Consider the following 12,792-nt stretch of genomic DNA (forward strand, 5'->3'; position numbering starts at 1 on the left):
GCCGCCGGGCAGCGTAACCGCTGCGGCGCCCACCATCCGGGCGGCGCGAGGGGCGGGGCTCACGCCGCCGGGCCCGATTCCCCAGCCATCTGCTGGCCCTGGGCGTTGCCGGCCGGCGGGTCGGTCGGGCCACCGGGCACGGTCGCCGTCGGCGTGCTGCCGGGCAGCGTGGGCTCCGGCGTCGTGGCGCCGTCCTCGTCCGTGCCGCTGCCGCCCCCCGTGTCGGTGCCCGGGTCGGTGTCCTGCCTGTCGCCCTGGCCGTTCCCCCGGCCGTTGCCCTGGCCGTTGCCGCCGTCCTGGTCGCCCTGGCCGCTGCTCGTGCTCGGGGCCGCGGCGGTGGTCCGGGTCGGGGCCGCGGTGGTCGGGTCCGCGGGGACCTGGTCCTGGTCCCCGGTGCCCCCGTCGCCGGTGCCGGGCGCGTAGTCGGCGGGCGCGTAGTACAGCGTGACGGCCGAGTCCGGGGCCACGTTGGCGTTGAAGGGGTCGGTGGTGACGACGTCGCCCTCGTCGAGCGCCTGGCCCAGCTCGGCCAGCTGCGCGGCGCTCGCCTCCTCCGTCGTCACCCGCAGGCCCTGGTCGGTCAGCAGTTGCTCGACGTCGTCGACCGGGTCGCCGACGTAGCCGGTGCTGTCCACGAACACGGTCCCGGGGGCACTCGGGGCCGACGCCGCGGGTGCCGAGGTTGAGGGAGCGGCGTCGGCGGCGGGGGAGTCCGCCCCGTCGGGACGCAGCAGGGCCCACAGCCCGCCACCCAGCAGGGCGAGCAGCACCAGGCCGGCGACCAGCCACAGCCAGCGGTTGCGCCGGCGGCCGTCGTCCCGGGTGAGCGGCGCGGCGTACCGGTCGTCCTCGTCGTCGTCCTCCGTGCGGCGCAGCGGCGGCATGGCGCCCACCGACGTGCGCGCCCCCGTGGCGGTGCCCCCGGCCGAGGCGGCACCCAGCACCTGGGTGCGGGAGTCGGCGAGGTCGTCGACGACCTCGGTCTGCGCGGTCGGGGCGGCCCCGACCGGGAGCGGCGGGGTCGTCCCCGGCGCGGCGGCGGGCAGACCGTTCCCGGAGGCCACCGACCGGATGGCGGCGGCGAAGGCGGCGCCGTCGGCGAAGCGGTCGGCCGGGTCCTTGGCCAGGGCGCGCTCGATCAGCTGTCGCACCGCGGGCGGCACGTTCGCCGGCAGCGGCGGCGGTGGGCGGTTGATGTGCGCCAGGGCCACCGCGACCTGCGACGTCCCGTCGAAGGGCCGGCCGCCGGTCAGGCACTCGTAGCCGACCACGCCCAGGGAGTAGACGTCGGAGGCGGCGGTGACCTCGAAGCCCTGCGCCTGCTCGGGGGAGAGGTACTGGGCGGTGCCGACGACCATGCCGGTGCGGGTCAGCGGTGTCGCGTCGCGGGCCCGGGCGATGCCGAAGTCGGTCAGCTTGACGACGCCGTCGGGGCGCACGATGAGGTTGCCCGGCTTGATGTCGCGGTGGACGACGCCGGCGTGGTGGGCCGCCGACAGCCCGTCGGCCGACTGGCCCAGGACGTGCAGCGTCCAGTCGACCGGGAGCTTGCCCTCCTCGTGGAGGATCGTGACCAGCGGCTTGCCCTCGACCAGCTCCATGACGAGGAAGGCGAGCTGCGAGCCGCGCTCGTCCTCGGTCTCGCCGTAGTCGTAGACCGAGGCGATGTTGGGGTGGGACAGCGCGGCGGTGTGCCGGGCCTCGTTGCGGAAGCGGGCCACGAAGCTCGGGTCACCGGTGAACTCGCTGCGCAGCACCTTGGCGGCGACCACGCGGTCGAGGACGCGGTCCCGCGCCCGCCACACCTCGCCCATGCCGCCGGTGGCGATGGGTGCGGTGATCTCGTAGCGCCCGGCGAGGATCGTCCCGGTCGACAGTGCCATCAGCCGCCCTGCCCGTCGAGGTAGGCCTGCATGACGTCCCGGGCGATGGGGGCGGAGACGTCGCCGCCCGTGCCGCCGCCGTTGGCCACGAAGACCGCCACGGCGATCTGGGGGTCGTCGGCCGGGGCGAACCCGATGAACCAGTTGTGGTCGGGGCCGGCGTTCTCCGCCGTCCCGGTCTTGCCCGCGACCGTCACACCGGGGATCCGGGCGCGCCGGCCGCTGCCGTTCTCCACGACGCTGGTCATCATCTCGGTCAACTCGCCGGCGACGTCGGCCGAGACCGGTTCGCCGAGTTCGTCGGGGTCGGTCTGGTCGATGACCGACAGGTCCGGCGCGCGCACCTGGTCGACGAGGTAGGGGCTCATCAGCGTCCCGTCGTTGGCCACCGCGGAGGCGATCATCGCCGCCTGCAGCGGGGTGAGCTGGACGTCCTGCTGGCCGATCGAGCTGACCCCGAGCTGGGCGTCGTTCTCGATCTCGCCGAGCGTGCTGCCCTCCACGGTCAGCGGGATGTCGAAGCCCTCGCCGGTGATGCCGAAGGCCTCGGCCATCTCCCGCACCCGCTCCTCGCCGAGGTCGATGCCGAGCTGGGCGAACGCGGTGTTGCAGGAGATCGTCAGCGCGTCGATCAGGCTCTGCTGGCCGCTGGGGTCGCAGGCCGAGCCCCCGAAGTTCTCCAGGGTCGACGTCGACTGGGGCAGGGTCAGCTCGTCGGGCGCCGGGACGACGGTGTCGGACGTGTACTCGCCGCTGGCCAGCGCAGCGGCGGAGACGACCACCTTGAAGATCGAGCCGGGGGAGTAGCGCGCGTCGATCGCCCGGTTGAGCCGGGGGTCGATCTCCAGCGAGTCCAACTGGTCGGAGTACTCGCGGATGGCGGCCGGTTCGTGGCTGGAGAGCTGGTTCGGGTCGTACGTCGGGGTGCTTGCCATGCCGAGCACCGCGCCGGTCGAGGGGTCGAGGGCCACGACCGCGCCGGTGACGCCCTCCAGGCCGGCCATCGCCGTCTCCTGCACCGCCGGGTCCGTGGTCAGGACGACGTCGCCGCCGGAGGGGTCCCGCCCGGTGAACAGGTCGGCGAGGCGCCGGACGAACAGCCGGTCGTCGGTGCCGGAGAGCACCCCGTTCGCGGCCCGCTCCATCTGCACGTTGCCGTACACCAGCGAGTAGTAGCCGGTCACCGGGGCCCACACCGGGCCGTTCGCGTACTGGCGCAGGTAGGTGAGCCGGTCGTCGGTCGGGATCGAGTTGGCGATCTCGGTGCCGGCCACGACGATCGAGCCCCGCTCGCGGTCGTACTCCTCGGCGAGCACGCGGGTGTTGCGGCCGTCGGAGCGCAGCTCCTCGGAGCGGACCACCTGGATCACGTTGACGTTGACGATCAGCAGCGTGAACAGGACCAGCACGCTGATCGCGACGCGGCGCAGCGGGGCGTTCACGTCTGCACCACCTCGGTGGGGGCGTCACCGAGCGCCGGCTTCGGGGGCCCGGTGGGGGCGGCCGGGCGACGGGCGGCGTCGCTGATCCGCACCAGGACGGCGACCAGCACGAAGTTGGCCACCAGCGACGAGCCGCCGTAGGCGAGGAACGGCGTGGTGAGACCGGTCAGCGGCAGCAGTCCGGTGACCCCGCCGAGGACGACGAACACCTGCCAGGCGATCGCGAACGACAGGCCCGCGGCCAGCAGCTTGCCGAAGGCGTCGCGGACGATCAACGAGGTCCGCAGGCCGCGCTCGACCAGCACCAGGTAGACGATGATCACCGCGACCAGGCCGAACAGCCCCAGCTCCTCGCCGACGGCCGCGGCGATGAAGTCGCTCTTGGCCACCGGCACCTGGTCGGGACGGCCTCCGCCGAGCCCGGCTCCGAACAGCCCGCCGGTGCCCAGGCCGAACAGCGCCTGCGCCACCTGGAAGCCCGAGCCGTCGTAGTACTCGAACGGGTCGAGCCAGGAGTCGACGCGCTGCTGGACGTGGCCGAACAGCTGGTAGGCGATGAGCGCGCCGCCGGCGAACAGCCCCAGGCCGATGACCAGCCAGCTGGCCCGCTCGGTGGCCACGTAGAGCATCACGACGAAGATGCCGAACAGCAGCAGCGAGCTGCCCAGGTCGCGCTCGAAGACCAGCACCAGGATCGACAGCCCCCAGGCCACCAGCACCGGGCCGAGGTCGCGGCCGCGCGGCAGCTCCAGGCCCATGACGCGACGGCTGGCCAGGGCCAGGACGTCGCGCTTGTCGACCAGGTAGGCGGCGAAGAAGACGGTCAGGCAGATCTTGGCGAACTCGCCGGGCTGGATGCTGAAGCCGGCCACCCGGATCCAGATCTTGGCGCCGTTGACCTCCGACAGCGAGGCCGGCAGCACCGCCGGGATGGCCAGCAGCACCAGGCCGATCAGGGCCAGCGTGTAGGCGAACCGGGACAGCAGCCGGTGGTCGCGCAGCACCAGGAGCACGCCGACGAACAGGACGAGGCCCAGCGTGGCCCACACCAGCTGGACGGGGGCGTCCTCCCGGCTGACCGTGCTGCCCGCCTGCCGGGCGGCCAGGTCGAGCCGGTGGATGAAGGACAGCCCGAGGCCGATGAGCAGTGCGACCGCCGGCAGCAGCAGCGGGTCGGCGTAGGGCGCCCACCTGCGGACGACGAGGTGCGCGACGGTCCACAGCGCCGTGAACCACAGGCCGAAGGTGGCCAGCTCGGTGGTCAGCGAGCCGGTGACGGTGAGGTCGACGATCGCCTGGGCGACCAGCGTGATGAGGACGGCGAAGCCGAGCAGGGCCAGCTCGGTGCCCCGGCGCTTGGGCGGGGTCGCCGTCCCCGCTGCTGCGGCGCGGGGGTCGGTCGTGGGGCCGGCGGTCACTGGGCCTCCCGGCAGTCCACCCCGGGCTCGAGCGTCGCCGTGGCGCGCTGCGACGTCGGCGCGGGAGCGGTGGGAGCGGCGTCGATGGGAGCGCCGTCGGTCGGGGCGGCGTCGGTGGGGGCGGCGTCGGTCGGCGCCGCGCCGTCCGGGGCCGGCGGAGGGGACGCCGGGGGTGTCGGGACGGGGGCGGCCGCGGACGGCGCGGGATCGTCCTCGACGGCGGGGCACAACGGCAGCCGCTGCCCGCGCAGCGTGGAGACGATGCGCTCGGCGTGCTCGGCGTCGATGGCGTCGATGCCGCGCTGCACCTTGCTCGCGGCGGCCGGCGTGAGGTCGGTGACGGGGAGGTCGGTGACGTCGGAGACCTGGTTGAGGTCCACGCCGAGCAGCGAGGTGTCCAGGCCGCGGAACACGCTCACCCGCTCCCCGGCGTCGGTCGCCTGCACGCCGACGAACCAGTTCGAGAGCACCCACAGGTAGGCGCCGACGGCGGCCGCGCCGAGCAGGACGACGGCGGCGAGCGCCCCCAGCACGCGGCGCCGGCGGCGGCGCGGGGACGGCGCGGCCGCCCTGCCGGCACCCCCACCCGACCCGGCGGCCGGCGGTTCCGGCCGCGGGTCGGCCAGCGCGGCCCGCCCGGCGGCCGAGCGCGGGTCGACCGCGCGCTGCCCGACGTTGTCGCCCGCGGCGCCGTCGACGACCGGCTCGACCGGGTAGGTGCCCTCGCCGTCGTCCTCCACGACGTCGGCCACGATCACCGTGATGTTGTCGGGCCCGCCGCTGCGCAGCGCCAGCTCGACGAGCCGGTCGGCGGTCGACTGCGGGTCGGGGTCCTGCAGGGCCTCGGCGAGGGTCTCCTCGCTGACCACGCCGGACAGCCCGTCGGAGCAGAGCAGGTAGCGGTCGCCGGCGCGGGCCTCGCGCATCGACAGGTCCGGGTCGACGTCCTGGCCGTTGAGGGCGCGCAGCAGCAGCGAGCGCTGCGGGTGGTGGTTGGCCTCCTCGGGCGTGATGCGCCCGTCGTCGATCAGCGTCTGGACGAACGTGTCGTCGTGGGTGATCTGCTGCAGCACGCCGTCGCGCAGCAGGTAGGCGCGCGAGTCCCCGACGTGGCACAGCGCCAGCCGGCCGCCGGCGAACAGGACGGCGGTGAGCGTGGTGCCCATGCCCTCGAGCTGCGGCGACTCGCGGATGACCTCGCGCAGGTGCTCGCTGCCGTCGAAGACCGCCTCGCGCAGCGCCTGCAGCATGTCGCCGGAGGGCGCGTCGTCGTCGAGGTGCTCGAGCGCGGCGATGACGACCTTGCTGGCGACGTCGCCGGCCGCGTGCCCGCCCATGCCGTCGGCGACGGCGAGCAGCCGCGGCCCGGCGTAGACGGAGTCCTGGTTGTTGCCGCGGACCAGGCCGCGGTCGGACCGGGCCGCGTAGCGCAGCGCGAGGCTCATCGGGGGTGGCTCCCCGTGGTGCGGCGGGTCACGAGCGCAGCTCCAGGGCGGTCTGTCCGATGCGGATCGGCTGGCCCGGCCCGACGAGGAGCGGGCCCTGGACGCGCTGCTGGTCGAGGTAGGTGCCGTTGGTGGAGCCGAGGTCCTCGACGTACCACTGGCCGCCGCGGTTGGTCAGCCGCGCGTGCCGGGAGCTGGCGAAGTCGTCGGTGAGCACCAGGGTCGAGTCGTCGGCGCGACCGATGAGGATCGGCTGGTCGCCCAGGGTGATCTTGGTGCCCGTGAGCGGGCCGGCGGTGACGACGAGCGTCTTCGGGCCCCCGCGGGCCTTTTTCTTCCCCGGCGCGGCCGCGCGCGGCGGCACCGACGCCACCCGCCCGGCGCGGCCGCCGAACAGGTCGGCCCGGACCACCCGGAACGCGGCGAAGATGAACAGCCACAGCAGCAGGAGGAAGCCGAAGCGGAAGATCTGCAGCACGATCTCGGCCGTCATGGCGCGACCCGCCTCACGCGCCGTCCTGCCGGTAGACCAGCACCGAGTGGCCGATGCGGATGACGTCGCCGTCGGCGAGCGGCTGGCGGGTGATGCGCCGGCCGTTGACCAGGGTGCCGTTGGTCGACCCGAGGTCCTCGGCGATCGCCGTCCCGTTGTCCAGGACGACGTCGACGTGCTTGCGGCTCACCCCGGTGTCCGGGAGCCGGATGTCGGCGTCGGTGCCGCGGCCGATGACGTTGCGCCCGGTGGTCAGCTCGTGCCGGGTGCCGGGGCCGTCGACGACCAGGACGTGGGTCGCGCCGGGGCGGCTGCCGGCGCGCCCGATCACGCTCGAGGGCGACTGCCGGCCGGTGTCGGTGGCCATCCGGCCGCCCTGCAGCGGGGGCAGCGGGGGCAGCGGCGGGACGGCGCCGCTGCGGGGGCCGACCGGCTCGTCGAGGCGGGGACCCGGCTTCGCCGACGGGTCGGCGACGTGCGAGCTGACCTCGAAGACGCCGGTGGGCAGCTCGTCGTCGCGCTCCAGACGCACCTGCACGGCGTCGAAGACCTGGTAGCCCTCGCCCTCGATGTGCTCGGTGACCATGTCGGCGAGCTGGGTGGCCAGCTGCTCGGACCACTCGGCGAGGTGCTCGTAGTCCGTGGAGCCCAGTCGGACGTCGTAGATGTTCGGGGCGAGGACCCGGCCCTCGCCCATCACCGAGCGCTGCTCGTCGGCCTCGCGGGTCAGGGCCTTGGCGATCTCGGCCGGGTGGACCTTGCCCTTGAAGATCCGGGCGAAGGCCAGTCCGACCATGCCCTCCAGCCGCCGCTCGAAGCGCTGCAGCACACCCACAGTCGCTCCCTCGTGTTCGCGCGGTCGTCCGGTCTGCCACCGATGATCGTAGCCGTCAACGGACTCGCCAGCCGGGGACCGACTCACGTTCCCCGGGTGCGCACCGGACCCGCCGGGCGGACGTCCGACCCCCTCCTCGGGGTCCACGGACCGGCTGCTAGTGTCGTTCCGCGCCAGGGCAAGTGGCGGAATGGCAGACGCGCACGGTTCAGGTCCGTGTGTCCGTGAGGACGTGGGGGTTCAACTCCCCCCTTGCCCACACACAGCGACAGCGAGGCCCCGGGGAGTCCCCGGGGCCTCGCTGCTGTCGTGGTCCCGCCGTCCCGCCCGGCGGCTCAGCGGTGGGCGCGGACGGCACCCACCGCCGGCCGGCGCAGGGCCGCTGCGTCGGCCGGGGGCAGGGGTCGGGACAGCAGGTAGCCCTGCGCCTGGTCGCACGACTGGTCCTTGAGCCACTCCACCTGCTCGACCTCCTCCACGCCCTCGGCCACCACGGTGAGCCCGAAGGTGTGGGCGGCGCGGATCATGAGGGCCACGAGCTCGGAGTGCCCGGGCTGCGTCGAGGCGACGAAGCTGCGGTCGATCTTGAGGGTGTCCACCGGCATGTTCCCCAGCTGACCGATCGAGGTGTAGCCGGTGCCGAAGTCGTCGATCGCGATCGTGATGCCCCGGTCCCGCAGCGCGGCGAGGTGGCCGAACGCCACGGGCTCGTTGACCAGCACGGTCTCGGTGACCTCCAGGACGAGCAACCGGGGCGGGAGGCCCGACGCCTCCAGGGCGTCCGCGACGTCCTGCAGGATGCGCCGGTCGGCGAGATGGCGGCCGGAGACGTTCACCGCGACGGTGGGCTCGGGCTCACCGGGCTCGACCGGGTCCTCGAGCCGCCACTCCGCCAGCTGGCGGGTCGCCTCGTGCAGGACCCAGCGGTCCAGGTCGCAGATCAGGCTGCTCTCCTCGGCCACGGGGATGAAGTCGTTGGGCGGCACCATCCCCACGCCCGGCCGCTCCCAGCGCACCAGGGCCTCGTAGCCCTTCAACCGGCCGGCGGACAGGTCGACCACGGGTTGGTAGTGCAGCCGCATCTGGCCGGCGGCCAGGCCGGCGGCGATCGCGGCCGCCATCTCCGACCGGGCGCTCAGCTGCAGGCGCAGCGCCTCGTCGAACATCTCCGCCCGGCCACGTCCGCGGTCCTTGGCGCGGTAGGCGGCGGTGTCGGCCTCGGCGATGAGCGCGTCGGCGTCGGTGTCCGCGTCGCGGCAGACGGCGATCCCGATGCTGGCGCCGATCCGCACCTGGCGGCCATCGGCGGTGATCGGCTCGCTGACCGACCCGATCAGCCGCTCCGCGAGGCCCTGGAGGTCGCGTCCGGACCCGGCCTCCTCGACGAGGACGACGAACTCGTCCCCACCGAGCCGGCAGACGACGTCCCCGGGACGCACGGACTCCCTCAGCCGGCGCGCGACCTCCTGCAGCACCTCGTCCCCCGCCGCGTGGCCGTGCCCGTCGTTGACCGCCTTGAAGCCGTCGAGGTCGACGAACAGCAGGCCGGTCATGGAGCCCGAACGCCGACCGCGGTGCAGCGCAGCCGTGACCAGGGACAGTGCCTGCGCCCGGTTGGGCAGCTCGGTGAGCGGGTCGTGCGCGGCCTGGTGCGCCAGCGCGGACTGCAGGGTGTCCCGCTGGCGGATGGCGCTGACGAGCTGCTCGACGGACGCGTGGAGGAGCTGGCCGAGTGGCCCGGGGAGGGGCTCGTCCAGGACGGGGTGGGACAGGTCCCCGCGGCTGATGGCCCGCGCCTGGTGCTGGATGCGGCGCAGCCCGGCGACGGCCGAGGCGAGGGCCCGCGAGACGGTGCGCACCTCGCGGGGGCCCACGCTCTCCACGTCCACCAGGCTCCCCTGGGTGATGTGCTCGGCCCGGTCGGCGAGCAGGCCGAGGGCGCGCGAGATGCTCCGCCCGACCCGCAGGGCGCCGAGGAGCGAGACCAGCACGAGCCCGGCACCGAGAGCCAGGAGGAGGTCGCGGTGCTGCGTGGCCCGGTCGCGGTCCGCGGCGGCGAGGTCCTGGGCCCGGTCCACGGCGCTGTCCAGCAGGCCGGTCAGCGCGGTGTCGCGGGCCGAGGTCGCGATCACCAGCCGCACCAGGTCCGGGAGCGGCAACGGAGCCGCGGTGGTGCCGCCGGCCTGGGTGGCCAGCACGCCGTCGACCGTGGTCACCTCCGGGGAGGTGCTGATCTCCTGCCACTCCGCACGCAGGGCGGCCTGGGCGAGCTGGCTCATCATCTGCTGGGCGTCGGTGTAGGCCGCCCAGCCGGCCCGCCAGTCCTGCCGGAAGTCGGCCGACCGGTCCCCGCCGAGCTGGGCGCCGAAGAAGTCCGGCATCTGCCGGATGGCCGCCGTGACGAGTTCCCCCACCAGCTGCACGTCGCGGGTGGCGCTCAGCGTGGCGACCGGGACCTGCTCGGACGCGGCTGCGGCGACCGCCTCCTCCTGTGCGGTGCCCAGGTCGTCGAGGAGCGCCAGGTACCGGTCGTGGAGGAGGTCCACGCGCAGGTCGTGCGCGTCCACGTGAGCGCGCAGCTCCGCGAGCTCCCCGGCGGCGCGGCCCAGGGGGGACGAGCCGGCGGGATCCGCCGGGGCCGAGCTCAGGACGCCGTCGGTCACCGCCCGGCTCTGCTGCAGCAGGCCCAGGACCAGCTGGCGCTGGGCGGCCACCTGCTCGACGGGCACCCCGAGCTCGGCCGCGCTGGCCGGGTCCTCGATGACCGTCAGGGACAGCGAGGGGATCACCTCGTGCGCCACCCCGCTGCGGACGGCGTCCAGCTGCGCGACGGCACCCACGGCCGCCGCGGCGCGCGCGGCGCTGTCGGCGTCGACCACCGCGGAGCGGACCAGCACCGTGGTCAGCCCGGCGACGCCGAGCAGCGGGACGAGCACCAGGGCCGTGAGGTACAGCCAGAGGGGAGCCCCGCGTCGGGCAGCGTGCCCGGCCGGTGGGCGGGTGGAACTCATGCGGGGTGGGTCGGCCCGTCCGGCGCGGTGGTTGACCGCGGCTCACCCCCACGGGTCACGTGGACGCCGGGGGTGCGGCCCGGCACCGGTGGCCGGCCGGCGCCGGTGTGCCGGTCGCGAGGGGCACGCTGCCGGGGGACTGTCCAGCGGCACACCTGCCGACCCCGGCCGTGCCCACCGGCGTGACGGGGCCCCGGGGACACCTCCCCGGGGCCCCCGCGCCGGTGACCCCCTCCTGGATCGGGGGCGTGGGGCCTCCCTCAGGCCGTACCGGCCCGCTCCTGCAGGAAGGCCGCGGAGTCGTAGTAGGTGCGGACCCCGGTGAGCCGGTCCTCGTCGCCCTCGATGACGGTCACCCCGCGGTACCGGAACGGTTTGCCGCTGCGCAGGGTGCCGGTCGAGGTCCACTCCAGGGCGGCGCTGTCCTCGCCGACGACGCTGTGCGTGAAGGTGGTCTCCAGGTCGCCGAAGACGTTGCGGTAGTCCTCCCAGAAGGTCTTCGCGCCGTCCTTGCCCCGGGTCTCGTGGTGCTCGTCGAGCTTGACCAGCTGGGCGTCGTCCCCGGTGAGGTCCACCATGGGCTGGACGTCGCGGTCGCTGTCGATCCGGTGCAGCGCATCGGTGAAGCGCTCGGTCATGGAGTGCATCGGGGTCCCCCGGTCTGCGGCGTGGGCGGTCGGCGTCGGTGTACCCGCTCCAGCCACCCTCACCCCTGCCGTCAGGTCAGTCTGCGACGGTCGTCGTCGTCGCCGCGGCCTCGGCCGAGCGTCTGGGCGAGCAGCACCGCGCCCCACGGGCCGATGACCCAGATCGGCCAGAAGTAGCGGAGCTCCCCCGAGCCGATGACCGTGGCGGTCCAGACCACCAGCACGATGAGGGCGGTCACGGCCCAGTTGCGCCAGGCCGCCTCGCGGGAGGGCCCGCCGCTCCAGCCTCCGTGGTGCCAGCCGTGGGCGGCGGCGGGCTGCGGAAGGACCGGAGCGGGTGCCGGGGGCTGTGCGGCCGGGCGCGGCAGGTCGGCGGTGAGCTCCTCGAGCTCACCGTAGGTCCGGGCGGCGTAGGCGCGGGCCAGGCGCTCGTCGTACTCGACGACGGTGAGCCGCCCGGCGCTCATCTGCTCACCCAGCTGGGCGGCGACGGCGGCGCGGTCGGCGTCGGCGGCGCGCAGGTGCGGCTGGGGCATCGGGGTGGCCTCCTCGGGTCGGGGCTCCAGTCTTTCCCGGGGCGGGCCCCCGCGGTACTGACGGACGTCACGGGTTCCACGTGGAACGCGTCAGGACGGCGGCCCGTGCGAGACCGCCGATCCCGCCGGTGCGGGAGGCCCGAGGTGTGGTGGGGTGGGACCCATGAGTGCTGCCTGGCCCGCGACCGAGCCCACCGAGGTGGCGATCGCCGCCGGCGACGCGCGGCTGGTGGTCGACCTGCGCGGCGGCGGGATGCGCACGCTGACCGCCGGCGACCGGGAGCTCCTCGACGGCTACGGCGCGGGCACGGTGCCCGGCGCCAGCCGCGGCCGGGTGCTGCTGCCCTGGCCCAACCGGATCCGCGACGGCCGCTGGAGCTGGGGCGGCCGGGACCTGCAGCTGGAGCTGGCCGGCCCGGACAAGCCCACCGCGATGCACGGGCTGGTCGGCTGGCAGCCGTGGGCGGTGCTCGAGCAGTCCGGCGACGCGGTCACCGTCGGCACCGTCGTCGAGGCCCGCTCCGGCTACCCGTTCCGGCTCGCCGCGGCGATCGACCACGTGCTCGAGCCGGGCCGCCTCACCGTGACCATGCGGGTCCGCAACGCCGGTGCCGAGCCGGCCCCCTTCGGCGCCGGCTTCCACCCCTACCTGGCCGTCGGTGCGCAGGAGGACGGCGCCATCGCCGACGCCGAGCTGGAGCTGCCCGCCCGCACCGAGCTGGTGGTGGACGACGGCGGGCTCCCGACGGGGGAGCGCCGTCCCCTCGCCGGGACCATCGGCCGGATCGGGCACCGCGCCTTCGACACCCCGGTCACCGACCTCGACCGCGACGCCGACGGCTGGGCGCGGGTGCGGCTGCGGAGCGCGACGCTGGGCACCCTGGAGCTCGCCGTCGACGGGTCCTGGCCGTGGCTGCAGGTCTTCACCGGCGACACGTTGCGGCCCGGGCAGCGCCGGCGCAGCGTGGCCGTGGAGCCGATGACCTGCCCGCCCAACGCGCTGGCCGACCACGTCGACCTCGTCGTCCTCGAGCCGGGCGCGGACTGGACGGGCACCTGGACGCTCGGCTGGAGCGCCTGAC

The 12,792-nt window shown here is 74.9% G+C and carries 10 protein-coding genes and 1 tRNA gene; 2 read left to right on the plus strand and 9 right to left on the minus strand.

Annotation, left to right across the window (positions count from 1 at the left end; translation table 11 throughout):
• Positions 1–59: 59 nt before the first annotated feature.
• From BMW27_RS16805 to BMW27_RS16830, 6 genes are read right to left on the minus strand one after another with little or no spacing between them, the layout of a single operon-like run.
• On the minus strand, positions 60–1,883 hold the full coding sequence (locus tag BMW27_RS16805; RefSeq protein ID WP_091446083.1) for a serine/threonine-protein kinase: 1,824 nt from the start codon (positions 1,881–1,883) through the stop codon (positions 60–62).
• On the minus strand, positions 1,883–3,325 hold the full coding sequence (locus BMW27_RS16810) for a peptidoglycan D,D-transpeptidase FtsI family protein (RefSeq protein ID WP_091446085.1): 1,443 nt from the start codon (positions 3,323–3,325) through the stop codon (positions 1,883–1,885). The genes BMW27_RS16805 and BMW27_RS16810 overlap by 1 nt, the downstream gene beginning before the upstream one ends.
• Entirely contained in the window at positions 3,322–4,743 is a 1,422-nt protein-coding gene (locus tag BMW27_RS16815) for an FtsW/RodA/SpoVE family cell cycle protein (protein WP_091446087.1), read from the minus strand. Before BMW27_RS16815 ends, BMW27_RS16810 begins: the two co-directional genes overlap by 4 nt.
• Positions 4,740–6,188: a PP2C family protein-serine/threonine phosphatase gene (locus tag BMW27_RS16820; RefSeq protein ID WP_091446089.1), complete on the minus strand. Its 1,449-nt coding sequence runs from the start codon at positions 6,186–6,188 to the stop codon at positions 4,740–4,742. The genes BMW27_RS16815 and BMW27_RS16820 overlap by 4 nt, the downstream gene beginning before the upstream one ends.
• A gap of 28 nt (positions 6,189–6,216) precedes the next feature.
• The gene (locus tag BMW27_RS16825; RefSeq protein ID WP_091446091.1) at positions 6,217–6,681 is read right to left on the minus strand and encodes an FHA domain-containing protein FhaB/FipA; all 465 of its coding nucleotides are present in this window, start codon (positions 6,679–6,681) and stop codon (positions 6,217–6,219) included.
• A gap of 13 nt (positions 6,682–6,694) precedes the next feature.
• Complete coding sequence (locus BMW27_RS16830) at positions 6,695–7,510, minus strand: FHA domain-containing protein (RefSeq protein ID WP_245743658.1); 816 nt, start codon at positions 7,508–7,510, stop codon at positions 6,695–6,697.
• A 182-nt stretch (positions 7,511–7,692) separates the two neighbouring features.
• Between BMW27_RS16830 and BMW27_RS16835 the strand changes: the two genes are divergently transcribed.
• Positions 7,693–7,775 (plus strand) — tRNA-Leu (locus tag BMW27_RS16835).
• A gap of 76 nt (positions 7,776–7,851) precedes the next feature.
• Here the strand turns inward: BMW27_RS16835 and BMW27_RS16840 are convergent.
• From BMW27_RS16840 to BMW27_RS16850, 3 genes are all read right to left on the minus strand, one after another.
• Positions 7,852–10,527, minus strand: a complete 2,676-nt coding sequence (locus BMW27_RS16840; RefSeq protein ID WP_091446095.1) for a putative bifunctional diguanylate cyclase/phosphodiesterase — start codon at positions 10,525–10,527, stop codon at positions 7,852–7,854.
• Between the two features lie 260 nt (positions 10,528–10,787).
• A complete protein-coding gene (locus tag BMW27_RS16845; RefSeq protein WP_175486541.1) occupies positions 10,788–11,165 on the minus strand; it encodes a nuclear transport factor 2 family protein in 378 nt (125 codons plus the stop codon).
• Between the two features lie 80 nt (positions 11,166–11,245).
• On the minus strand, positions 11,246–11,710 hold the full coding sequence (locus tag BMW27_RS16850) for a DUF1707 SHOCT-like domain-containing protein (RefSeq protein ID WP_091446098.1): 465 nt from the start codon (positions 11,708–11,710) through the stop codon (positions 11,246–11,248).
• 163 nt (positions 11,711–11,873) lie between these two features.
• Here BMW27_RS16850 and BMW27_RS16855 point away from each other — a divergent pair, with 163 nt between their 5' ends.
• A complete protein-coding gene (locus BMW27_RS16855; RefSeq protein WP_091446100.1) occupies positions 11,874–12,791 on the plus strand; it encodes an aldose 1-epimerase family protein in 918 nt (305 codons plus the stop codon).
• The last annotated feature ends 1 nt before the right edge of the window (position 12,792 follow it).

The organism is Geodermatophilus poikilotrophus (assembly GCF_900111455.1).
Lineage (GTDB): Bacteria > Actinomycetota > Actinomycetes > Mycobacteriales > Geodermatophilaceae > Geodermatophilus > Geodermatophilus poikilotrophus.